Raw genomic sequence first — 23412 nt, forward strand, 5'->3', positions numbered from 1 at the left:
TGCCCAACTGGACGCGATGGAACGCCCAATGCGGGCTTTCCGACAGGGCCACTTCAGCGAATTCGGATGGGTACGATTTTTCCGCGGGCCTGCGTTCTGGAATGCCGATTTCATTCGCTATGCCCACAGTCGGCGCTAAACGCCGCTCCGACGTGAGCAGGATGGCTTGGTCAGATCGCAGCGGAGTGGTTCTTTCAAACAGCGGCCGCAGGCGTACTGCTTTCACACCATCAAGCGATGTGGAGACTTGCCATGTACACTGCCGGCGAAGAAGAGATCGAAGCCATTGCCAGGGTGATCCGCTCGGGTGCGCTGTTTCGCTATGGCGAGAACAGCGAGTGCAACCGCTTCGAGGCCCGCTATGCCAGGCATCTCGGCGTCGAGCATTTTGCGCTGGCCGCCAGCGGCACCTATGGGCTCGCCGCCGGCCTGATCGGCCTCGGCATCGGCCCGGGCGATGAGGTGCTGGTGCCGGCGCACACCTATATGGCGACCGCGACTGCGGTTCTGTCGGTCGGCGCCATTCCGGTCATTGTCGATATCGACGAGAGCCTGACCATCGACCCGGCCGCTCTGCGCGACGCCATCGGCCCGCGCACCAAGGCGGTCATCCCGGTACATATGTGGGGTGCGGCCTGCAACATGAACGCCATCATGGACATCGCTAAAAAACGCGGTCTGCTCGTGCTGGAAGATGTCTGCCAGGGCATTGGCGGCGGCTATGAGGGCAGGAAGCTCGGCTCCATCGGCCATGCCGGCGCCTACTCCTTCAACTACTTCAAGAACATGACGTCGGGCGAGGGCGGCGGCATCGCCACCAGCGACCCGAAAGTGGCCGAGCGGGCGCGCTGCGCCATCGACCCCTGCCACTTCTACTGGCAGGGGCGCAGCGACAGCATCAAGCCGTTTGCCGGCATCGGGGCGCGCGCCTCGGAACTGATGGGTGCAATGCTCAATGTCCAGCTCGACCGTCTGGACGGCATCATCGAGGCGATGCGGGCGGAGAAGAAGAAGGTGCTGGCCGGCACGCGCCATCTCGGCAATCTCGGCCTGACGCCGTCGCCGATGAACAGCCCCGACGACGATTGCGCGGCACAGGTAATGTATCTGCTGCCCAGCGAACAGGCGGCGCAGACTTTTTCGAAGACCATTCCGAGCGTCATTGCCGGCAAGACCGGCCGCCACAATTTCACCCAGTGGGACCAGGTGCTGATGCATGAGGGCGCGCATCATCCGGCGCTCAATCCGTACACGCTGCCGGAAAACAACGGCCTGCGGCTGACCTATGCCGACGACCTCGGCAAGGGTTCTCTCGACATCCTCAACCGCACGGTGATGATCGCGATGAATCCGGCGCATGGCGACGCCGACATCGCCGACATGATCCATAACATCGATGCGGCGGCCCGTGTGGCGCTGGAGAATGCCTCGCTGGACGATGTCGAGGTGCGCAAGGCAGCGCCCGTCGATCTGCAGAAATTCGATAGTGTGAATTGAAGCGCTCAGCGCTGGATCGCCCTATTGCCGGTCCAGCCGCATGAAGGCAGCGCGCAACGCCAGCACCGCGCGCAGGATCTGGCGTTCGTCCATCGCGGCATAGCCGAGCAGCAGGCCGTGTTCCGGCTCGCTCGAATGGTAGTTGATCGAGATGCCCTGCACGTCGAGGCCCTCCTTGACGGCGGCGGCGACGACGTCGCTGTCCTTGTAGGCTCTGGTAAAGCTGGCCAACAATTGCATGCCGGAATCGTTCTCGGTCACCGTCAGCCACTCGGACAGATGGTCCTGGCACAGCTTGACGAAATTGGCCTGACGACGCGCATAGAGCCGGCGCATACGCTTCAGATGCGTGGCGAAATAGCCTTGCGTGATGAAGTCATTGACCGTCGCCTGCAGGATCAGCGGCGCGAACTGGCCGGTGATCGAGACGGCACGGTCGAAGGGCACGGACAGTTCGCGCGGTACGATGAGATACCCGATGCGCAGCGCCGGGATCAGCGTCTTGCCGAAGGAACCAATATAGACGACGCGGTCGGCATGATCGAGGCCGCGCAGCGCCGGCACCGGCCGGCCGCGATAACGATATTCGCCGTCATAATCGTCCTCGACGATCCAGGCGCCGTGGCGTTCCGCGATGTCAAGCAGTTGCAGACGTTCCTCGATGCGCATGATGGTGCCGAACGGCCACTGGCAGGATGGCGTCACATAGATCAGGCGCGGCGGCGGCAGCTCTGGGTCTGCGAGATGCCATCCAAGGCGATCGACCTTCAAGGGCGCAAGCTGCGCGCCGCTGGCGAGAAAGGCGCTCTTGGCGCCGAGATAGCCGGGCTCCTCCATCCAGACATGGTCGCCTTCGTCCATCAGCACGCGCGAAGCGAGGTCGAGTGCTGCCTGCGCGCCGGTGACGATGATGACCTGGTCGGCGGTGCAGTTGATGCCGCGCGACAGGCTGATGGTCGACGCAATGGCCTGGCGCAGACCGGGATGGCCGGCAAAGGAGATATAGCCGAGCAAGTTCTCGTCGCGGCTGCGTGCGTTGCGCACCAGAAGGCTCGACCAGATGGTGAAGGGGAAGGACGCGGTTTCCGGCACGCCGGGATGGAAGTTGATGACACCGGCATTGCGCGGCGGCTGCGGGCCGTTGACGATGGTCTGACCGCGCCGCGAGAGCTTTTGCGGAGCGGCAAGCCCGGCGCGCAGCGCGGCCGGCGGGCGTTTCTGCTGGATCGGCGCCACCCAGGTGCCGGACCCGGCGCGCGCCTCGATAAACCCTTCGGCGAGCAGCTGGTCGTAGGCGGCGATCACCGTGTTGCGGCCGACCTTCAGATCCTCGGCCAGCGAGCGGGTCGAGGGCAGCAGCGTGTTCTGCTGGATCTGGCCGTCGAGGATGAAGCGCCGCAAGGCGCCATAGATCTGTCGGTGCATCGGTTCGTCCGAACCGCGGTCGACCGACATGATGTCGAGGGAAAGGCGCATATGGTCGGCCAAGCTAGTCTCCGACCAACCTGGCGGCGCGGGCGATCTTCTCTTCGTTAAGCAGGCAGACAGTCTCCAGCACCAGCCGTCTGGTTTCGGGATGAACCTCGCGGCTGTTCTTCAGCGCGCGGTGAACGGTTGCCGCGCCGAGTTCCGCCTTCTCGGCGATCTCACGGATGGTGCAAAGCCGTTCCATGCCGAGTGCCGCCTCGAATGCCATGTCGCTCCTCCATCTGCATCAAGGCATGCCTCGTCGCCAGCCTCAAGCTGGAAACGCCGGGCCGGCAACTCGCGGGCAAAAATTTCGATGCCAAGAACTGTGCGATCCGCGCCGCCAAGGGAGGGCGGCGGCGCGGATCGCCGGGCGCTTTCGCGTCGCTACCCCTACCGAGGCGCGCGCCCAACCGGCCCAACCACCAGCCCCCCGGCGGTGGTTAGGCCAAGTCTCGTATCGCGACGTCGAACCCGGCCGCGCAGGCCGTTTTGAGAAGCGAAGCGTAACCTTTCGTGGCATAGGTCAAGGGGTGTGCCTTGGCCGGATCCTGCTCGGCCTCAACGACGATCCAGCCTTCGAAGCCATGGCTGGCCAGAGGCTGCAGCAGCGACAGGAAATCGACGGAGCCATCGCCGGGCACGGTGAAGATTCCTTCCATCACTGCCGCCATGAAACTCATGTCCTCGCGCCGTGCCTTCTCCAGCACGGCCGCCCGGACGTCCTTGCAATGGAAATGCACGATGCGGTCGAGATGCCGGTTCAGGAGGGAGGCCGGGTCGCCGCCTGAGAACAGACAATGGCCGGTATCGAACAGCAGGCCGACGCTATTGCCGGTTGCGGCCATCAGCCTGTCGACCTCGTCATCGCTCTCGACGATGGTGCCCATATGGTGATGGAAAGCCATGCCGACGCCGAAGGCAGCCATGCGGTCGGCGAGTTCGGTCAGCTTCTCGCCATAGGCGGTCCATTCGCCGTCAGCGAGGCGCGGACGCTGTGAGATCGGCGCGAAAATGCCGTCATGACGGCCGCGCGAGGTGTCGGCATAGACGACGACCTTGGCGCCGAGGTCGCGCAGCAGGGTCAGATGCGAGGTGATGGCGGCGAATTCCTCGTCGACCGTGCGGTCCAGAATGCGGCCGTCATACCAGCCGGAGACGAGCTCCAGTCCGTAAGAAGACAGGATCGGTCCAAGCTCGTCGCTTCGCCTGGGGAATTTGCCACCGAGTTCGGTGCCGCGATAGCCGGCCTGCCTGGTTTCCGACAGGCATGTCGCGAGCGGCGTATCGCCGCCGAGTGCGGGAACATCGTCATTGCTCCAGGTGATGGGATTGATGCCGATCTTGACCGTCATGCCGCTACTTCAAAGGGCTCGGGGAAACACAAAGCCGAGGCCGGCAAACTGAGGGGAAAGAGGACCTGTCACTAGGTCCAGTTGAGGTGAATTTGGCAGAGCCAATCGGGAGCGCTAAAGCGCGTCCCGTTTGAACGGACTAAGTCGACGCGCTTAGGTCTTTGTTTATGCATGTCGTTGTCTCAAAACCGGCGCCACTTTTGAGGACATGCATTAATCCTGCTGCGGCCTTCCGAAGGCCGCGCGCAGTTCGTCCTTGGCGTCCTCGAGCACTTTCCGGCGCGCCTGCGGCAGGTTCTTGCCGGCGCGGTTGATGTAGAAATTCAGCATCGACATGGCCGACTGAAACGGCTCGGCCTTGCGGCGGTCGCTGTGCTCGGCCGAGCGCTTGAGCGAGGCCGCGATCTTCCTGGCGTCGTCGGCTTCGAAGATGTGGTCCTCAAGGTCCATCGCATCGCTGTGCTCGGTCACCTCGGCCGACCATTTCTTTTTCGCGGTCATGACAAACTCCTTCCTGTCGCAAAAACTTGGGCAGGCCGCCGCCGGTTCCCGAGAAAGTCGCCGGGCCGCTGGAGCCACGGATCATGGCCCTGTGGCGCTGCCCGTCGCGGTGAAAGCGCCGATAGTGGCGACACAACGGTCGACTTCCCAGGACCGTAGACAGGAAACGCCTTGACCCCGATCGTCGCCAATCAGGCGGATAGCCCCGGCATCGACAGCAGCTACGCCTGGATGCGGCTTGCCATCTCCATGCTGCTGGCGACGATCGGTGCGGTCGGCATGTGGGCCGTCGTCGTCGTGCTGCCGGCCGTGCAGGCCGAGTTCGGCGTTGACCGCGCCGCGGCATCGATGCCCTACACCGCAACCATGGTCGGCTTCGCCGCCGGCAATGTGCTCGTTGGCCGCGCGGTCGATCGCATGGGGTATTGGATCCCGGCACTGCTATCCTCGGTGGCTCTCGCCGCCGGCCTGCTGCTCGCCGCGCTGTCGACCTCTATCCTGCAATTCACCCTTGCCCAGGGCGTGCTGATTGGTGTCGGCACATCGGTGATCTTCGGGCCGCTGATCGCCGACATCTCGCACTGGTTCAACCGTCGGCGCGGCGTCGCCGTCACAGCTGCGGCGGCTGGCAACTATCTCGCCGGAGCGCTCTGGCCAACCATCATGCCGACACTGATCAAGGCGGAAGGCTGGCGCTTCACCTATGCCGGCATCGGTGTCTTCTGCCTGGTCACCATGGTGCCACTGGTGCTGTTGTTGCGGCGCGCTGCTCCGGCGGCGGCTGCTGCCGGTTCACCCGGAAGCCGGCCAGTGCAGTCGATTTCGCTGTCGCCGGCGGCGTTACAGGTGCTGCTGATCGTTGCCGGTCTCGGCTGCTGCGTGGCGATGTCGATGCCGCAGGTGCACATCGTCGCCTATTGCATGGATCTTGGCTACGGCATTGCGCATGGCGCCGACATGCTGTCGATCATGATGGCGGCGGGCGTCGTCAGCCGGCTCGCCTCCGGCTTTGTCGCCGACCGCATCGGCGGCGTGAAAACCCTGCTTATCGGTTCCGTGCTGCAATGCCTGTCGCTTTTGTTTTACATCCCGTTCGACGGGCTTGCCTCGCTCTATGTCGTGTCGCTGGTGTTCGGCCTGTCGCAAGGCGGCATCGTGCCTTGCTATGCCATCATCGTGCGCGAATACCTGCCCGCCAGGGAGGCCGGCCAGCGTATCGGCATCGTCATGATGGCGACCATCTTCGGCATGGCGATCGGTGGCTGGATGTCGGGCTGGATCTACGACCTGACGGGCTCCTACGCCGCCGCGTTCCTCAACGGGATCGCGTGGAACTTGCTGAACATAGTGGCGATCGGGCTGCTGCTGTGGAAAGCAAAACGCAGTGCTGCCCTGATGGCTTAGGAAGGCAGGATTGCCCTGTTGCTTGACAAGGGCGATTGGCTGCGCGACGCCAGCAGGCGAGTGGGTGCGGCAGCAGCCGGTTGGCATGGTGGCAGTGGAAAAGCTGAACATGGTTTCGCAAGGGCGCAGCGGCCGGGGCCCGGCACGTGGAGGATGTCCATGACCAAGCCGCGCTCGCGTCGCGGCGGCGGCCGCCCGACCCTATCAGATGTTGCGCGCAAGGCCGGCGTCGGCGCCATCACCGTGTCGCGGGCGTTGCGCGAACCGGAACGCGTCAGCCAAGATCTGCGGCGCCAGATCCAGGCCGCCGTCGACGAACTCGGTTATGTCCCGGATCCCAATGCACGGGCGCTGGCCTCGGCGCGCGCCGATGTGTTCGGCGTGCTGGTGCCGTCGCTGACCAACAACGTCTTCGCAGAAGTGGTGCGCGGCATCTATGACAGCCTGTCGGACGGCCCGTTCCGCGTCCAGCTCGGCAACACCCATTATTCCGGCCTCGAGGAGGAGCGCCTGCTGCAGGTGTTCGCACCGCAGCGCCCGGCGGCGCTGATCGTGGCCGGCATCGACCAGACGCCGACCTCGCGAAAGCTGCTGGAGAGCGCAGGCTGCCCGGTGGTGCAGGTGATGGAGACCGGGCCCGATCCGGTCGACATGCTGGTCGGCTTCTCGCATTTCGACGGCGGCCGCACCGCGACCGAGCATCTGATCGAGGCGGGCTACCGGCGGATCGGCTTCATCGGCGCACGCATGGACCCGCGCTCGCAGCGGCGGCTTGCCGGCTATCGCGCGGCAATGGAGAAGGCCGGCCTGTTCGACCCCCGGCTGGTCACCACCACTCCGCTACTGTCCAGCGTGACGCTCGGCCGCGAGCTGCTTCGCGATGCGCTGGCCAAGATGCCCGCGCTCGACGGCGTCTTCTGCAACAATGACGACATCGCGCTCGGCGTTTTGTTCGAATGCCATAGCGCCGCGCTCAACGTGCCGAAAACAATCGGCATAGTCGGCTTCAACGACCTCGAAATGATGCAGGCGGCGTTCCCGCCGCTCACCAGTATCCGCACCCCTCGCTATGAAATCGGCCGTCGGTCTGTTGCCATGGCGCTGGCGGCGATCGCAGGACGAAGGCCTGAGCGGCGGGTCGTCAATCTCGGTTTCGAACTCAAGCCCCGCGAGAGCACCGCACGCTGAACACGCTTTGGCGGCCTCAGCAAATGGTGCTTTACACGACGTCATGGTAGCGCTACCATTTTCGTCGGGCAGACGTTTTGATGAGAGGCCGTGCCTGTTTATTATACATAAGCAACAGCTCATGCTTGTTTATTATGTATAATATGCTAGTTTCGTTTCTCGCCTGTGAAGCGGCGAGGGGGAGGGGATCGGGCCGGCTTCGGGCCCTTGAGACGTGGCGCCGGCCAGGCTGGAGGGCCTTCGGCAGGCGTGGAAAACACACCACGACAAACAGCATCAAATTAATAAGCAGCAGCAAATAAAACTACAACTGGGAGGAATATCGATGATCAAGTCACTTGTTGGTGGCATCGTTGCCGCGACTGCATTCGTCATGCTGAGTTCGTCGGCCATGGCCGACCCGGAAGTTGTCAAGGGCCCGTCGGCTGAGCCGGATTGCTTTGCGCCCTGGGCGGCCGATACGCAGTTCTTCAAGTTCCCCAAGAAAGACGGCCCATACCGCATCGCGCTCGCCAATGGCTATATCGCCAACACCTGGCGCATCCAGATGGTGCAGACCGCCAAGGCCTATGCGGCCCAGCCGGAGGTCGCCGCGAAACTGAAGGAATTCAAGGTCGTCTCGACCGGCGAGGACGTGCCGGCTCAGATTTCGGCGATCAACAACTTCATCGATTCCGGCTATGACGCGATCGTCGTCAACGCCCAGAACCCGACCGCTTTCGGGCCGGTCATCAAGCGCGCCAAGGAAGCTGGCGTCATCCTCGTCGCCTTCGACAATATTCTCGATACCAAGGACGCCATCAACGTCAATGTCGACCAGAAGGGCCTTGGCGAATTGTGGGGCAAATGGCTGGTCGGCCATGTGCCGAATGGCGGCAAGGTGCTCGAAGTGCGCGGCGTTGCCGGGACTTCCGTCGACACCGACCGTCACAACGGAATCCATGAAGCGCTCGATGCCTCCGGCAAGAAATGGGACGTCACCGAGGTGGTCGGCAAATGGGACGACGGCGTGGCACAGAAGGCTACGGCCGACGCCATTGCCACCAACGGTCCGTTCGACGGAATCACCGGGCAAGGCGGCGACACCGGCATCGTGCAGGCGATGATCGATGCCAAGCATGCTTTCGTGCCGTTCGGCGGGGAGACCGAGAACGGTTTCCGCAAGTTCTGCGCGGCACATGCCGGCGACGGGCTGAAATGCTCATCGGCCGGCACCGGTCCGGCGCAGGTCGCGGTCGCCATCAAGACGGCGATTGCCGCGCTCGAAGGCAACGTTGTGCCGCAAGCGGTGAAGCTGCCGCTGGCGATCGTCGAGGACCCGAACTTCAAGGCCGGTCAGGATTTCTTCCCCGACCAGTCCGACAATTTCTTCGTCGGCAATTCCTTCCCGACCTGCGGCATCAATTTCACCGCGCAGGAAATTATGGGCCAGACCAAAGCTGACCAATAGGGCTGACCAATAGGCGGCATATCCGGCGCCGCGGGATCTCCGCGGCGCCGGCCACTCGATATCCCTTGAAGTCAAACTGCCTCGGGAGGGCCGATGGACGGTGCGGTTCCGCTCTTCCGGATGGAAGGCATATCCAAGCGCTATGGTGGTGTGCGGGCGCTGGAAAAGGCCGAGCTTTCGGTCTCGTCCGGTAGCATCCACGCCATTCTCGGCGAAAACGGCGCCGGCAAATCGACGCTGATCAAGGTCATGGCGGGCGTCGTCGCGCCCGACGAAGGCCGCATGATGCTGAACGGCAGCGAGGTGACGTTCGCTTCCCCTGCTGCTGCAAACAAGTCCGGCATCGTCTGCATCTTCCAGGAGCTGTCGCTGGTTCCCGAACTCAGCGTTGCCGACAACATCGTCATCTCCGATCCGCCGAAGCGTTTCGGCATGATCGACCGCAAGGCGCAGCGCCGCATTGCCGAGGATGCGCTGGCACGCGCAGGTGCGGCCGACATCCATCCATTGGCGCTGGTCAAGGATCTTCCGCTTTCAAGAAGACAGATGGTCGAGATCGCCAAGGCATTGGCCAGGAAGCCGCGCATCCTGATCCTCGACGAGGCGACCTCGGCGCTGACCGCGGCGGACGTCGCCAGAATATTCAGCGTGCTCAAGCGGTTGCGCTCGGAAGGGCTGGCGCTGCTTTACATTTCGCACCGCATGAACGAGATCGCCGAGCTTGCCGACCACTGCACAGTGTTTCGCAACGGCCGCAATGTCGCCAGCTACAAGGCAGGCACAAAGAGCGACAACGAAGTCGTCGAACTGATGATCGGGCGCGAATACAGCCATATTTTCCCGCCGAAACCCGCGCGCGCTGCAGCCGCCGCGGTTCCCGTGCTGGAGGCGCGCAAGCTGTCCTGGACGGACCGGCTGGACGATGTCTCGCTGACGGTCGGGGCAGGCGAGGTCGTCGGCCTTGGCGGCCTGGACGGCCAGGGCCAGCGCGAATTGCTGCTTGCCTTTTTCGGTGTGCTGCGCGGTCTCGGCGGCCAGATCCTTATCGACGGCAAGCCGGTTTCGATCGCCAGCCCGCAAGCGGCGCGCGACGACCGCATCGGCATGGCGCTGATCCCGGAGGACCGCAAGACCGAAGGCCTGATGCTGCCGATGACGGTGCGCGAGAACCTCTCCTTTGCCGCCCTAGACCGGCTGTCCAAGGCCGGCATCATCGACCGCGCCGCCGAACAGCGGCTGATCGACGACATGGTCGGGCTGCTGGCGATCAAGACGGCCGGCCTCGACATTCCGGTCGGTGCGCTGTCGGGGGGCAACCAGCAGAAGGTGGTCATCGCCAAATGGCTGATGCGCCAGCCGCGCATCATCCTGCTCAACGATCCGACGCGCGGCATCGACGTCGGCACCAAGCAGGAACTCTATCAACTGATGCGCAAGCTGGCGGATGCGGGGGCGGCGATCCTGTTCTATTCGACCGACTATGACGAACTGATCGGCTGCTGCGACCGCGTGCTGGTGCTCTATGACGGCGCGGTCAAGCGCGAGCTGGTCGGGGCCGAGATCACCGAGCGGGCGCTCATTGCAAGCGCGCTCAACATTCACGGCGATGACGGCGGCGCGAGAGACGATGCCGGCGCAAGACAGGGAGCGGACGCGTGAAAGAGTGGCGCTACTGGCTGGCCGAGCAGCGCGGAACACTGATGGCACTCGGCATATTCATTGTCATGTTCGTCATCTACACCTCGAACCATCCGGCGGGCTTCACCGCCAATGTCGTGCAGACGGCGTCCAACAAGGGCGTGCTGCTCGCCTTCGTCGCCATGGCGCAGACACTGGTCGTGATCACCGCCGGCATCGACCTCTCCGTCGGCATGATCTTCACGCTGACCAATTGCCTCGCCTCCTGGCTGGTCATCGGCACCGGCCTCGAGACCGCTTTCGGCGTCATCGCCGTGCTCGGCACCGGGCTCCTGTGCGGAGCGATCAACGGCGCCATCGTCATCTACGGCCGCCTGCAGCCGATCGTCGCCACCATCGCCACGGGTGCGGTCTATTTCGGCATCGCGCTGCTGCTGAGGCCGTTTCCCGGCGGGTCGGTCAACGAAGGTCTCGCCGACGCGCTGACTGGACGCCTGTTCGGCGTGGTGCCGGCGAGCCTGGTCGTGCTGCTCGCCGTCGTGCTCGTGGTCTGGGTGCCGTTCAGCCGCTCGGTGCTCGGGCGCGCGGCCTATGCGGCCGGGTCCTCGGAGACGGCGGCCTACATGTCCGGTGTGCCGATAAGGCGCGGCAAGTTCGCTGCCTACGCGCTCGCAGGCCTGTTGGCCGCGATCGGCGGACTGTTCCTGACCTTCTTCACCTATACCGGCGATGCAGCCTATGCCAGCGGCAACGCCTATACGCTGTTTTCAATCGCCGCGGTGGTGCTGGGCGGCGTCTCGCTGTTCGGCGGCAAAGGCAGCGCCATCGGCGCCATCTTCGGCGCGTTGGCCTTCCGCACCATCGGCGACCTGTTGTTCGTGTTCGATTTCGACCCGCTATGGCAGCCACTGTTCCAGGGCGTTATCCTGCTGGTTGCGGTCAGCCTCGGCGCCTTCGCACTGTTTCGGGTCCGCAACCGGCTGGAGTGGTTCCTGTGAGCGAAACGACGTTGGGAGGCATAGCCGGCCGCATGCCGAAATTCATCCGCCGCGCCGATCCGGCGGTGCTGACGGCCTTCGCCTGCATCGTGCTGTTGCTGTTCCTAGGCAGCCTCTATTCCAGGAGCTTTCTGTCGCCTGAATATCTCTTGCAGCAGCTCAAGGTGGCCTCGTTCCTCGGCGTCATCGCCACAGGCATGATGCTGGTCATCCTGCTAGGCCAGATCGACCTGTCGGTGCCGTGGGCGGTGGCGGCGGGCGCGATGATGGCGTGTGCGGCTGCGGCCTATGGCCCGATCGGTGTGGCGCTGGCCATCCCGTTCGGCATCTTCTGCGGGGTGCTGATCGGCATCGTCAACGGCTTTGGCGTCGCCTATCTGCGCATACCCTCGATGATCATCACGCTCGCAACCAACGCTGTCGCTCAGGGGCTCATGGTCGTTTATACCGGCGGCTACTCGCCACAGGATTCGGCCACCGGCGCCATGCGCTATCTTGCGACAGGTTTTACCATTCCTGGCGTGCCTAACGCCGTCATCATCTGGGCGCTGATTGGTGCCGCGATGGTGTTCGTGCTGTCCCGCACCAGCTTCGGCCGCACCGTCTACGGCATCGGCAACCGCGAGCGTGCCGCCTATCTCTCCGGCATCGATACAAGGCGCGTGGTGATGATCGCCTTCGCTATCTCAGGCGGGCTGTCCGCCTTTGGCGGGGTGCTTCTCGCCGGCTATGCCTCCAAGGCGGCGCAATCGATGGGGGATGCCTATCTCCTGCCGTCGATCGCCGCCGTGGTTCTGGGCGGCACCTCCATCCTGGGTGGCCGCGGCTCCTATCTCGGCACCGTCGCCGGTGTCATTCTGATCACGCTCCTGCAGTCCATCCTCTCGGTCATGCAGATGCCGGAGGCGGGGCGGCAGATCGTCTATGGCCTGGTCATCGTTGCCATGCTCCTGCTCTACGGCCGCGCGCCGGCAAGCCGCTGACCGTGGACGAAGAGACGGCACAGGCGCCAATGGGCGCTACCGGCTCAGTGCCCCGGGCCATTGTGGTGATGGGCGTCGCCGGCTGCGGAAAGTCGGCTGTCGGCAAGGCATTGGCAGCAGAGGAAGGGGCCGTCTTTGTCGAAGGCGACAGGCTGCACCCGCCCGAAAACGTCGCCCGCATGGCGAGCGGTGAGCCGCTCACAGATCAACTGCGTGAGGGCTGGCTCGATGCCATCGGCGAGCGGATCGCCGACCTGACCGGCGGCGGCCAAATCGTGGTTGCCGCCTGCTCGGCGCTGAAGCGCAGCTACCGCGATCGTCTGCGCGGCTTCCGCCGGGATATCGTTTTCATCTATCTGGAGATCGATCCCGCTACCGCCAAGCAGCGTGTCGCCAGCCGCAAGGGGCATTTCATGCCGGCAAGCCTGGTCGAAAGCCAGTTCGCCATCCTTGAACCGCCTGGCGCCGACGAGCGGGCGCTGACGGCCGACGCCACACTTCCAGTGGCTGAGATCGTCACCGCCGTTGCCAGCCTGCTGGCCGGCGCAAAATCATGAACCACCCTCGTCGGGCAAGGCGGTTTCCGGCCGTTCGGTGAACCGGTCATGGCCTGACCAGACCATCATTTGCTCGGGATAGAGTTTCAACGCCTCCAGCAAGCGGTCGCGCTTGAGCAATATGTACTCGGCCTGAAGCGCCGTGTTCTTGGCGCCGCCGGCTCTGGTCGCGGGCTCGCCGGCCTCTGCCGGGGCCGGCACCAGTTCGGGACTTAGGACGGCGCGGTATTGGCGGAACGGATCGGTCTCGAAGGTCGACATGGAAAACAGCGCCGCCTTGCCTCTGGCAGCGAAATTCGTCGGCGCCGAAGCCAGGTGGGTCCAGCCGCTCTCGCCAAGGCCGACTTCGGTGAATGTCGAGCCGGCATGCACCGTGTTGGTCACCAACACCACGCCGTTGCTGCCAAGGATCTTCTGGATCCGGCCGGTGACCTGGTAGGCGTCGCTGCGGTCGAACACGATCCGGCTTTTCAGGAAACGGTTCTCGACCCGAACCATCGGCGGGTTCAGGAAGCGCAAGCCGAAGGTCGAATCGGATATGCCGTGAGCCCTGACGCTGAGCTGGTGTGTCTCGATTCCGGCTTCATGGAGAGCGCGTTTGCCGATTATGGTCTGGGCCGTGAACTGATCGCACCAGATGATAGCGCCGTGGCCGCGCTTCAGCGCCGCTTCCAGACCTTCCAGGCCTTCCAGCCGGATATCAGGCGACCACCGGCGGCCGATGAGATGCGCGGCAAGCAGCAGACGCCGACGGTGGTTGGCGCAGAGCAAGGCCCTGAACTGCTTTTGCGCATCGATGCCATTGCCGAGCACGGCGCGCGTCGCGGCGGCGTAGCGCACGAAATCCTTGCGGATATGGCGCTTGAGGCGCAGCCCCGATACGCGGCTGCAGATCGCGGCCCACCAATTGACCGGTAGCAATGCCGCGACCCCGAGATAGAAGGCGGCCAGCAGCAGCTCGCGGAAATCCCTGTTGTTGAAGGTGCGCAACTTGCCGGCGCGAACCTGCTTGCGGCTGAAGAAGCGGACATGCTCGGCGCGTTCGGGCACCAGGATGTCGGCGATGATTTCCGTATGATAAATGACGGCGGACGATGGTGTCCGGTCGGCTTTCCGGGATTTTCCCAACCACGGCAGCCTCATCCGATCGGTGTCCACCTGTTCTTGCGTGCGTCCGGAAATCGCTTTACTTCGTCTGCCACGGGCGCGCAATCGGCGCCGGCAAGGCCATGGTGAACGCCATTCAGGGTTCGAACTTGAAACAGGCCCTATCGGTAGCACTTCCCCAACTGGGGCCCTGGCGGCCGGCTGCGGTGGCGCTGATGGCGCCGGACCGGCCATCCCTGAGCTTTGCCGGCCTCGCCAATCTTGTCGACAAGCTCTGCGGCGATCTCGCCAGGCGTGGCGTTGCCCACGGCACGGCCGTGGGCATCGTCTTGCCCAACGGCCCGGAAATGGCGGCCTGTTTCCTGGCGGTCTCGGCGCTGGCGACGGCTGCGCCGCTCAATCCGGCTTACGGCGAAGACGAATTCCGCTTCTATCTCGGCGATCTCGATGTGAAGCTGCTGCTGTGCGGACAAGGCATGGGCGATGCCGCGCGCAACGCCGCAAAGGGGCTCGGCATTGCGGTGCTCGACGTCGTCGTGACTGACGGCGCCAAGGCCGGCGAGTTTCTCCTGGCGGGCGACGCCGAGGTGGAGGCTGCCGGCGAGGCCCGCCTAGACGAAGCGCAGCTCAACGGACCCGACGATTTCGCGCTTGTCCTGCACACATCGGGAACCACGGCGCGGCCGAAGATCGTCGGCTTGCGGCAGCGCAATCTGCAGGCATCGATGGCCAACATCGCCAGCACCCTGGCGCTGTCGGCAAACGATATCTGTCTCAACGTGATGCCGCTGTTCCATATTCACGGGCTGATGGCGGCGCTCAGCGCACAGCTGGCAGTCGGCGGCGCTGTTGTCTGCACGCCGGGCTTCAACCCGCTCAAATTCCACGGCTGGCTGGGCGACTTCCGGCCGAGCTGGTACACCGCGGTGCCGACCATTCATCAGGCGATCCTGGCGCGCGCCGCCCGCCATGGCGAAACCATCGCGGCTGCGCGGCTGCGCTTCATTCGCTCGTCTTCGGCAGCGCTTCCCGACACCGTGTTCCGCGACCTCGAGCGCGTCTTCGGCTGTCCGGTGGTCGAGGCCTATGGCATGACCGAGGCGGCGCACCAGATGACATCCAATGGCCTGCCGCCGGCACGCCGCAAGCCAGGCTCGGTCGGCCTGCCTGCGGGTCCGCAGGTGACGATCCTGGACGACAAGGGGACGATCCTGCCGGCGGGTGAAAAGGGCGAGATCGCGGTGCGCGGCGCCAACATCCATGATGGCTATCTCGACAATCCGGTGGCCAATGAAGCTGCCTTCAGCGATGGCTGGTTCCGCACCGGCGACCAGGGCCTCATCGACGAGGATGGCGATCTGAAGATCACCGGGCGGCTGAAGGAGATCATCAATCGCGGCGGCGAAAAGATCTCGCCGCTCGAGGTCGACAATGTGCTGCTCGATCATCCGCTGGTGGCGCAGGCGGTGACCTTCGCCGTGCCGCACGCCATGCTCGGCGAAGAGGTGGGTGCGGCCATCGTGCTGGCCGAGGGCGCCACCGCCGATGCCGAGCAGATTCGTGATTTCGCGCGCAGCCGGATCGTCGAGTTCAAGGTGCCGCGCCACATCCTGTTTCTCCAGGAGATACCCAAGGGTCCCACCGGCAAAATCCAGCGCGTCGGCCTGGCCGGCAAGCTCGGCCTGGTCTGAGGACTCTCATTTCAGCATGATCTTGTCCGAACCGCTTCGCACTTTTCGGGACCATGCTCTAATTTAGATCTGCGATGTCAGCTCGACCGGAAAATCATCATTGTCGGCGTCGCGCATGGCGGCGAGGCTGCGATTGTCCAGCACTTCGGCGATCGCCTGGCGCACTTCCAGCATCATGTGCCGGACCTGGCAGGTCGCCTCGTCGCAATCCTCGCAGCGCTGGTATTGCGTGCGGCTGGCGCAGGGTATGGGAGCGAGCGGGCCGTCCAGCACGCGCACGACGTGGCCGATCTTGATTTCGGAAGCCGGCCGGGCGAGGCGATAACCGCCTTCCTTGCCCTTGCGACTGAGGACGAAACCGGCATTGCGCAGCTCGCCCAGAATGGCATCCAGGAATTTCTTCGGGATGTTGTTGGCGATCGCGATGTCGTTGACGAATGCAAGCTGGCCGACCGGCAGGCCGGAAAGATGCACGAGGGCCTTGAGGCCATATTTGCCTTTTTTGGTAAGCATGCCCGCTTCAGTTCATGAAAACCCCAACCACCCGCATCTGGCGGTTGTTTGTGTGCAAATCATGACGTTTCGCCTGAACAACCCGGTTTCGCGTAGAACAAGCCGCCCGGTTGAGACGTTAGGCACAAAGGCGTTGATTCTTTGTAACGTTTTTCGCCGATCGCGACAGATTCCGCATGAAAGCCGTTTGTCGGCGCGCGAAAACGAAAAAGCCGGCAAAGCGCCGGCTTTCTTGTGAGGTGAGGTCGAACGCTGCTGATATCAGCGGCTGCCATAGGTCTGGTCGAGCAGACCGCCGGCGGCGAAGTGCTCCTTCTGTACCTTGTCCCAGCCGCCAAAGACGTCTTCCACCGTCAGCAGGCGGACATCGGGGAAGTCGGCCTTGTATTTTGCCGCGACTGCAGCGTTGCGGGCACGCAGGCCATTTTCAGCCGCGATGGTCTGGCCCTCGGGCGTGTAGAGGAAGTCGAGATAGGTCTTGGCGAGGTCACGGCTGCCGTGCTCGTCGGCGACCTTGTCGACGATCGCCACCGGGAATTCGGCGAGCAGGCTGACCGCTGGCGTGACCTGTTCGAACTTGTCGTTGCCATACTCCTTGCGGATGCCGCGCGTTTCCGACTCGAAGGTGATCAGCACGTCGCCGATCTCGCGCTGCACGAAGGTGGTGGTGGCGGCGCGCCCGCCGGTGTCGAAGATCGGCACGTTGTTGAACAGCTTGGTGACGAACTCCTTCACCTTGGCGTCGTCGCCCTTGAAGGCTTCCTTGGCGTAGGCGGTTGCGGCCAGATAGGTGTAGCGCGCATTGCCCGAGGTCTTGGGGTTGGGGAAGATCACCTGCACGTCGTCGCGCACGAGGTCGTTCCAGTCCTTGATGTGCTTGGGGTTGCCCGCGCGGACGAGAAACGAAGGGAGCGAATAGAAGGGCGAGGCGTTGTCGGGGAAATCCTTCTGCCAGTCGGCGGAGACGAGGCCTTTCTTGACCAGAAAGTCGATGTCGGTGACCTGGTTGAAGGTGACGACATCGGCGCCCAAGCCTTCGGCAATGGCGCGTGCCTGCGCCGAAGTGCCGGCATGCGACTGGTCGACCGTGACGCCGGGATGGCCGGCGGTGAAAGCCTTGTTGATCTGGACGAACAGTTCGCGGCCGACATCATAGGAAGCGTTGAGCAATTTGTCGGCCGACCAGGCCTGCGAAGAGGCGAGGATCAGGCCGGCGGCGGCTACGCTGAGCAAAAAACGCTTCATGAAAACAGGCTCCGATGTGCAATGCGTTGCCAGAACATAGCCGGGCCGGAGGGTGTACTGCGAGGCACACGGGGCAGACGTATGGCATTGCAGCGAAAAAGAAATCGCTGAAGCAAGTTATCGGCGAAATTTCATTCCAGCCGAAATGCCGATGCGTTGGGCTTTTCTGTGGTTTGCAATTCGAAGCCGAGTGGCATATACAAATGGCATATACAAGTGGCATATACAAGTGGAACAGATAGGGGAGGCTGCCATGCCGCAGCACCGTCACTCAATACCACCGCCCAGGGAGGCGAAGTTGTTTCGCAACAACCGCAGTCAGGCGGTTCGCATTCCTGTCGAATTCGAGCTGCCTGGCGAGAAGGTCCTGATCAGCCGCGATGGCGACCGGCTGATCATCGAGCCGGTCCGCAAACCCGGCCTCGTCGCGCTCCTTGCCCAATGGGCGAAAGAGCCGCCGCTTGGCCCCGAAGACGATTTTCCGGTTATCCGTGATGCGCCCGTCGGGCCCGAGGATATCTTTTGATGCGGTTCATGCTGGACACCAACATTCTCAGCGACATGATCCGAAACCCTGCCGGCAAGGCTGCCAGTACGGCGGTTCGCGCGGGAGACGGTGCCCTGTGCACCAGCATCGTTGTCGCCTCGGAGCTGCGTTATGGCTGCGCCCGGAAGAGATCGGCCAAGCTGCTCGCCAAGGTGGAGGAATTGCTCGCCGAGATTCCTGTGTTGCCGCTCGATGTGCGGATGGATAACGAATACGGAGCATTTCGTGCCGAGCTGGAGGCCAGAGGCCAGCCAATCGGCCACAATGATCTTTTCATTGCTGCCCATGCCTGTGTGTTGGGGACGACACTGGTGACGGCCAACACCGCTGAGTTCCGTCGGATCAAGGGCCTGACGGTCGAGAACTGGCTGGAGTAGCGCCGGATCGATGTCTATGCCGCCGGGAAAAGCTTCCAGCGCCTCGGCCTGAACGCCACCCGGCTCTTCTGCGCCGCAGGATGGTCCACAGGCAGTTCGATCTCGACGCGCTGGCGCTCGCCGCCGATTTCCAGTTCGACGCGTCTTGTGCCGGCGACGCGGCGGCTGGCGGCGACCGTGCCGGCGATGCAGCCGCTGCAGCCGTCGAGCAGTTCGATATCGTGCGGGCGGAAATACAGCGTCGCATCGCCCTCGGGTGCGTGCTGCGCCGACACGCCGATCGGACGGTCGGCGAGCCAGATCTCGCCATTCTCAACCTTGACCGGCAGCATGCTCGATTCGCCGATGAAGGAGTAGACGAAGGGCGAGTTCGGCGTGTCGTAGATCTCGTCGGCGGAGCCGACCTGCTCGATGCGGCCCTGGCTCATCACCACGACGCGGTCGGCAAGCTCGAGCGCCTCTTCCTGGTCGTGGGTGACGAAGACGGTGGTGTGGCCGGTACGGTCATGGATCTCGCGCAGCCAGCGGCGGAGTTCCCGGCGCACCTGCGCATCGAGCGCGCCGAACGGCTCGTCGAGCAACAGCACCTTGGGCTCGATGGCCATGGCCCGGGCGAGCGCCACGCGCTGGCGCTGGCCACCGGAAAGTTGCGCCGGATAGCGCTTTTCCAGGCCGGAAAGCTGAACGAGATCGAGCAGTTCGGAGGCGCGTCGGCGGATTTCGGCCGCCGGTGGTCGCGACGGTCCATGCCGGACCTTGAGGCCGAAGCCTATATTGTCGGCGACCGTCATGTGCCGGAAGAGCGCATAGTGCTGGAAGACGAAGCCGACATTGCGCTCCTGGATCGAGCGGTGCGAGGCGTCCTCGTCGCCGAAGAAGATCTTTCCGCGCGTCGGCCGCTCCAGGCCGGCGATAAGCCTCAGCAGCGTCGTCTTGCCGGAGCCGGATGGCCCAAGCAGCGCGATCAGCTCACCCGACTTGATGTCAAGCGATACGTCATGGAGGGCCGGAAACCGGTCAAACTCCTTGCGTACGTTGGCAACGCGAACTTCCATGTAGATCCCTCAGTAATTTGGTGCATGTCGTTGTCGCAAAACCGGTTCCCAGTCTTGGGCGACATGCATTTAGTCAGTGCCCGCGCGTCGCGGCGATCTCGGCGCCGTAGCGCATCTCTAGAAGTGTTTTCAAGACCAGCGTGACCAGCGCCAGGCCGGCAAGCAGCGAAGCGACGGCAAAAGCGCCGACGGCGTTGTACTCGTTGTAGAGGATTTCGACATGCAACGGCATGGTGTTGGTCAGCCCGCGTATGTGGCCCGACACGACCGAGACCGCGCCGAATTCGCCCATCGAGCGGGCGTTGCATAAAAGCACGCCGTAGAGCAATCCCCATTTGACGTTGGGCAGCGTCACGTACCAGAAGGTCTGCCAGCCGTTGGCGCCGAGAGAGAGCGCGGCTTCCTCGTCGCCGTTGCCCTGTTCCTGCATCAGCGGGATGAGTTCGCGGGCAACGAAGGGGAAGGTGACGAAGATGGTCGCGAGCACGATGCCGGGCACGGCGAACAAGATCTGGATGCCGTGCGCCTTCAGCCATTCACCGAACAGTCCCTGAGCGCCAAACAAAAGGACATAGACCAGGCCGGAAATGACCGGCGAGACCGAGAAGGGCAGGTCGATCAGCGTGGTTAGAAAAGCCTTGCCCTTGAACTCGAACTTGGCGATCGCCCAGGCAGCCGAAATGCCGAAGACGACGTTGAGCGGCACGGCGATCACCGCCACCAGCAGCGTCAGCCGGATCGCCGAGCGCGTATCGGGATTGGAGAGCGATTCCGTGTAGGCGCCAATGCCTTTCGCCAGCGCCTCGTGGAAGACGATGATCAGCGGCAGCAGCAGGAAGATGGCGAGGAAGGCGAAGGCCACCGCCATCAGCAGCAGCCGCACCGGCCGGCTTTCGGTCACCGCCGCCGACCGGCTCTCGTGATGCGGTTCGTAGGATTTGATCTCGGGGTCAGCCATAGCGCTTGCGACTCCATGACTGCGCCAGGTTGATGACCAGCAGCATCACGAACGACAGCAAAAGCATGATCGCCGCGATCGCGGTGGCCGCCGGATAATTGTACTCCTCGAGCCGGATGACGATCAGAAGCGGTGCGATCTCCGACTTGTAGGGAAGGTTGCCGGCGATGAAGATGACCGAGCCGTATTCGCCGACGCCGCGCGCGAAGGCGAGTGAGAAGCCGGTGATGATGGCCGGCGCCAGACCGGGAAACAGGATGCGGGTGATGATCTGGAAGCGGTTGGCGCCGAGCGTCGCGGCGGCCTCCTCCACTTCCTTGTCGATCTCCTCCATGATCGGCTGCACCGTGCGCACGACAAAGGGCAGGCCGATGAAGACGAGCGCCACGACGATGCCGAGCGGCGTGTAGGCGACCTTGATGCCGAGCGGCGCCAGGAGATGGCCGATCCAGCCATTGGGCGCATAAAGCGTGGTCAGCGCAATGCCGGCTACCGCCGTCGGCAGCGCGAAGGGCAGGTCGACCATGGCGTCGACGACGCGGCGGCCGGGGAAACGGTAGCGCACCAGCACCCAGGCGACGAGCGTGCCGAAGACGACGTTGACGGCGGCTGCGATGAAGGCTGTGCCGAAGCTGATTTCGAGTGCGTTGATGGTCCGGCGGTCGGTGACGATCGCCCAGAAATCGGTCCAGCCGAGGGCTGCCGAGCGCCAGATCAGGCCCGACAGGGGGATGAGGATGATGAGCGTGAGGTAGGCAAGCGAGAAGCCGAGCGTCAATCCGAAACCCGGAATGACACTCGGCTGTCTGAATCGCCACCCCGCCTTGGCGGGTGCTATGGTCATGTCGTCCTGATCTAAATCCTACTGGGCCGGCTTGTAGATCTGGTCGAATATACCACCGTCGCCGAAATGATAAGGCTGTGCCTTCTTCCAGCCGCCAAAAAGCGGATCGTCGATGGAGATCAGCTTGATTTCGGGCCTCTTCGGAATGTCAGCCGCATCCACCAACTCGGGCTTGGCCGGACGATAGTGGTTCTTGGCGATGATCGTCTGGGCTTCCTTGGAATAGAGCCAGCCGAGATAGGCTTCGGCGACCTTGCGGGTGCCCTTGGCATCGACATTGGCGTCGACGATCGCCACCGGCGGCTCGGCCAGGATCGAGGTCGGGGGATAGACGATCTCGAAATTGTCGGCTCCGAATTCATTGAGCGCCAGATAGGCGTCGTTTTCCCAGCCGATCAGCACGTCGCCGATGCCCTTTTGCGCGAAGGTGACCGTCGAGCCGCGTGCACCGGTGTCGAGCACCGGAGCATTGGCGTAGAGTTTGCCGACGAATTCCTTGTTCTTGGCTTCGTCGCCGCCATCATTGGCGTTGGCATAGGCCCAGGCGGCAAGGTAGTTCCAGCGCGCACCGCCGGAGGTCTTGGGGTTCGGCGTGATCACCTGGACGCCGTCCTTGACCAGATCGCTCCAGTCGTGGATGCCCTTCGGGTTGCCCTTGCGGACCAGGAAGATGATGGTCGAGGTGTAAGGCGCCGAATTGTTTTCGAATTTCTTGCGCCAGTCCGGATTGATCTTCTTCGACTTGGTGACGATGGCGTTGATGTCGCCCTCCAGCGCCAGCGTGACCACATCGGCATCGAGGCCGTCGATCACGGCGCGGGCCTGGGCGCCCGATCCACCATGCGATTGCTGGATGGTAACCGTCTCGCCGGTCTCGGCCTTCCAGTGTGCGACGAAGGCTTCGTCATAGGCCTTGTAGAGTTCGCGTGTCGGGTCGTAGGACACGTTCAGAATGGTCGTATCGGCAAACGCGAAACCGAGCGTGCCGAACTGGATCGATGTGGCGACCAGTGCGCCGAGCAGTTTCTTGAAATGAGGTTTGGTCATTTCCGCCTCCGTTGATGACGGCTGAACTCTATCGAATTGATAGAAATTAGATGCATTCAACGTTGCCTTTTTTGTCCGCTCGAAGGAAATTTTCGCCGATATTGGGTTTCAGAAGGAAATATTTTCCTCATATTGGTCTAACCCAAATCCGGACGGTTTGACGCTATCTAGGATCTGACACCGCAGAAGCAAGGCCGAGCGAGGGAAGGCTCGCTGTAGCACCGGGCACTTCAGCCCGCAGTGATGGGAAAATCGAAGCGCAGTTTTGGAAACGGCTCATCCCGAAGCGTGTAGTGCCACCACTCGCGCGCATAATTCTTGAAGCCGCCGGCGCGCATGGCGTCGAGCAGCCTTTTGCGGTTTGCCGCCGCTTCTGCCGCCAATGGGCGATGTGCGGTTTCGCTTGCCGGGTCGAAACAGTCGAAGCTGGTGCCGAAATCGAGCGTGCCGGCGCCGGCCGCGCCGCAAGCGGCAGATGACTTGTTCTTGCCGTCGCTGCGGGCGATGGCGACATCGACGGTCGAGCCGCGCGAATGGGTGGACAATTCGCCGATATAGCCCTTGGCGATGAGGTCGCCGCGCTGCACCTGAGGGTACCATTGCGGATCGGGCGGGCCGCCCTCTCTGGTCCATTTGCCCATGTCGGCAACGGCGCGGGCCGGGCGGTAGCAGTCGAAGACGACCAGCGTCAGGCCATCGGCGGCGAGCGCTTTCTGCACACCGGACAGCGCTTGCGCAGCTTGCTTCGTGAGGATGCAGATTGGGGCGTCGTAGCCATCGGTCTTGCGATGCAGGAAATTTTCCAGGCGGGCATAGCGGATGTCCTGGCGGATCGAGGGATCGACATCAGCCAGGCGGACGAAGCCGGCGGGCAGGGGATCGGCGGAGGCGGGGGAGCAAGTCGAAACGAACATGGATACGGCTAAGGCCAATCCTCGATGCAAGCGCTTCGGCACACCCCCCTCTGGCCTGCCGGCCATTGGCCGGCAG

General features: G+C 63.4%; 23 protein-coding genes. 11 read left to right on the forward strand and 12 right to left on the reverse strand.

Features of this window, described 5'->3' with window-relative positions; genetic code table 11:
• Nucleotides 1-252 precede the first annotated feature (252 nt).
• On the forward strand, nt 253-1497 hold the full coding sequence (locus tag NKI61_RS09200; protein ID WP_023817901.1) for a DegT/DnrJ/EryC1/StrS family aminotransferase: 1245 nt from the start codon (nt 253-255) through the stop codon (nt 1495-1497).
• Between the two features lie 21 nt (nt 1498-1518).
• On the opposite strand, the gene mocR is transcribed toward NKI61_RS09200, so the two are convergent.
• The 4 genes from mocR to NKI61_RS09220 all read right to left on the reverse strand — a co-directional run bounded on the left by mocR (nt 1519) and on the right by NKI61_RS09220 (nt 4820).
• Entirely contained in the window at nt 1519-2985 is a 1467-nt protein-coding gene (gene mocR, locus NKI61_RS09205) for a rhizopine catabolism transcriptional regulator MocR (protein WP_352839225.1), read from the reverse strand.
• A 1-nt stretch (nt 2986) separates the two neighbouring features.
• Nucleotides 2987-3193: a LacI family DNA-binding transcriptional regulator gene (locus NKI61_RS09210; RefSeq protein ID WP_023682225.1), complete on the reverse strand. Its 207-nt coding sequence runs from the start codon at nt 3191-3193 to the stop codon at nt 2987-2989.
• 214 nt (nt 3194-3407) lie between these two features.
• Nucleotides 3408-4319 (reverse strand): myo-inosose-2 dehydratase, encoded by a 912-nt coding sequence (gene iolE, locus NKI61_RS09215; RefSeq protein ID WP_352839226.1) that lies wholly within the window; start codon nt 4317-4319, stop codon nt 3408-3410.
• A gap of 213 nt (nt 4320-4532) precedes the next feature.
• Nucleotides 4533-4820, reverse strand: coding sequence for a DUF3175 domain-containing protein (locus NKI61_RS09220; RefSeq protein WP_023673065.1), 288 nt, complete (start codon nt 4818-4820; stop codon nt 4533-4535).
• A gap of 231 nt (nt 4821-5051) precedes the next feature.
• On the opposite strand from NKI61_RS09220, the gene NKI61_RS09225 reads away from it, so the two are divergent.
• The 7 genes from NKI61_RS09225 (at nt 5052) to NKI61_RS09255 (ending at nt 13038) form a co-directional block, all read left to right on the forward strand.
• Nucleotides 5052-6224, forward strand: coding sequence for an MFS transporter (locus NKI61_RS09225; protein WP_050587434.1), 1173 nt, complete (start codon nt 5052-5054; stop codon nt 6222-6224).
• A 159-nt stretch (nt 6225-6383) separates the two neighbouring features.
• Nucleotides 6384-7412 (forward strand): HTH-type transcriptional regulator GntR, encoded by a 1029-nt coding sequence (gntR, locus tag NKI61_RS09230; RefSeq protein ID WP_352839227.1) that lies wholly within the window; start codon nt 6384-6386, stop codon nt 7410-7412.
• A 325-nt stretch (nt 7413-7737) separates the two neighbouring features.
• Entirely contained in the window at nt 7738-8862 is a 1125-nt protein-coding gene (locus tag NKI61_RS09235; RefSeq protein WP_023682221.1) for a sugar ABC transporter substrate-binding protein, read from the forward strand.
• Between the two features lie 93 nt (nt 8863-8955).
• On the forward strand, nt 8956-10521 hold the full coding sequence (locus NKI61_RS09240; RefSeq protein ID WP_352839228.1) for a sugar ABC transporter ATP-binding protein: 1566 nt from the start codon (nt 8956-8958) through the stop codon (nt 10519-10521).
• Complete coding sequence (locus NKI61_RS09245; RefSeq protein WP_023699661.1) at nt 10518-11498, forward strand: ABC transporter permease; 981 nt, start codon at nt 10518-10520, stop codon at nt 11496-11498. Before NKI61_RS09240 ends, NKI61_RS09245 begins: the two co-directional genes overlap by 4 nt.
• Nucleotides 11495-12481, forward strand: a complete 987-nt coding sequence (locus NKI61_RS09250) for an ABC transporter permease (RefSeq protein ID WP_023673071.1) — start codon at nt 11495-11497, stop codon at nt 12479-12481. Before NKI61_RS09245 ends, NKI61_RS09250 begins: the two co-directional genes overlap by 4 nt.
• A 2-nt stretch (nt 12482-12483) precedes the next feature.
• Nucleotides 12484-13038: a gluconokinase gene (locus NKI61_RS09255; RefSeq protein WP_352839229.1), complete on the forward strand. Its 555-nt coding sequence runs from the start codon at nt 12484-12486 to the stop codon at nt 13036-13038.
• On the opposite strand, the gene NKI61_RS09260 is transcribed toward NKI61_RS09255, so the two are convergent.
• Nucleotides 13033-14181: a lysophospholipid acyltransferase family protein gene (locus NKI61_RS09260; RefSeq protein ID WP_352839230.1), complete on the reverse strand. Its 1149-nt coding sequence runs from the start codon at nt 14179-14181 to the stop codon at nt 13033-13035. The two genes, NKI61_RS09255 and NKI61_RS09260, sit on opposite strands and share 6 nt — an antisense overlap.
• A gap of 113 nt (nt 14182-14294) precedes the next feature.
• On the opposite strand from NKI61_RS09260, the gene NKI61_RS09265 reads away from it, so the two are divergent.
• Nucleotides 14295-15836 (forward strand): acyl--CoA ligase, encoded by a 1542-nt coding sequence (locus NKI61_RS09265; protein WP_502899880.1) that lies wholly within the window; start codon nt 14295-14297, stop codon nt 15834-15836.
• Between the two features lie 63 nt (nt 15837-15899).
• On the opposite strand, the gene NKI61_RS09270 is transcribed toward NKI61_RS09265, so the two are convergent.
• Nucleotides 15900-16349 (reverse strand): RrF2 family transcriptional regulator, encoded by a 450-nt coding sequence (locus NKI61_RS09270; protein ID WP_023673075.1) that lies wholly within the window; start codon nt 16347-16349, stop codon nt 15900-15902.
• A gap of 261 nt (nt 16350-16610) precedes the next feature.
• On the reverse strand, nt 16611-17594 hold the full coding sequence (locus NKI61_RS09275) for a sulfate ABC transporter substrate-binding protein (protein WP_352839232.1): 984 nt from the start codon (nt 17592-17594) through the stop codon (nt 16611-16613).
• A gap of 253 nt (nt 17595-17847) precedes the next feature.
• Here NKI61_RS09275 and NKI61_RS09280 point away from each other — a divergent pair, with 253 nt between their 5' ends.
• On the forward strand, nt 17848-18120 hold the full coding sequence (locus NKI61_RS09280; protein ID WP_352839233.1) for an antitoxin: 273 nt from the start codon (nt 17848-17850) through the stop codon (nt 18118-18120).
• Nucleotides 18120-18518: a type II toxin-antitoxin system VapC family toxin gene (locus NKI61_RS09285; RefSeq protein ID WP_352839234.1), complete on the forward strand. Its 399-nt coding sequence runs from the start codon at nt 18120-18122 to the stop codon at nt 18516-18518. The genes NKI61_RS09280 and NKI61_RS09285 overlap by 1 nt, the downstream gene beginning before the upstream one ends.
• 14 nt (nt 18519-18532) lie before the next feature.
• Here NKI61_RS09285 and NKI61_RS09290 read toward each other — a convergent pair whose 3' ends face one another.
• The 5 genes from NKI61_RS09290 to NKI61_RS09310 all read right to left on the reverse strand — a co-directional run bounded on the left by NKI61_RS09290 (nt 18533) and on the right by NKI61_RS09310 (nt 23402).
• Entirely contained in the window at nt 18533-19573 is a 1041-nt protein-coding gene (locus tag NKI61_RS09290; protein ID WP_352839235.1) for a sulfate/molybdate ABC transporter ATP-binding protein, read from the reverse strand.
• 73 nt (nt 19574-19646) lie between these two features.
• Nucleotides 19647-20531, reverse strand: a complete 885-nt coding sequence (cysW, locus tag NKI61_RS09295) for a sulfate ABC transporter permease subunit CysW (protein WP_023690809.1) — start codon at nt 20529-20531, stop codon at nt 19647-19649.
• Entirely contained in the window at nt 20524-21375 is an 852-nt protein-coding gene (gene cysT, locus NKI61_RS09300) for a sulfate ABC transporter permease subunit CysT (protein ID WP_023739910.1), read from the reverse strand. The genes cysW and cysT overlap by 8 nt, the downstream gene beginning before the upstream one ends.
• Nucleotides 21376-21393: 18 nt before the next feature.
• The gene (locus NKI61_RS09305; RefSeq protein WP_352839236.1) at nt 21394-22422 is read right to left on the reverse strand and encodes a sulfate ABC transporter substrate-binding protein; all 1029 of its coding nucleotides are present in this window, start codon (nt 22420-22422) and stop codon (nt 21394-21396) included.
• 230 nt (nt 22423-22652) lie between these two features.
• Nucleotides 22653-23402, reverse strand: a complete 750-nt coding sequence (locus tag NKI61_RS09310; protein ID WP_502899881.1) for a M15 family metallopeptidase — start codon at nt 23400-23402, stop codon at nt 22653-22655.
• Between the last annotated feature and the right edge of the window lie 10 nt (nt 23403-23412).

The organism is Mesorhizobium sp. M0514, assembly GCF_040321145.1.
Classification (GTDB): Bacteria; Pseudomonadota; Alphaproteobacteria; order Rhizobiales; family Rhizobiaceae; genus Mesorhizobium.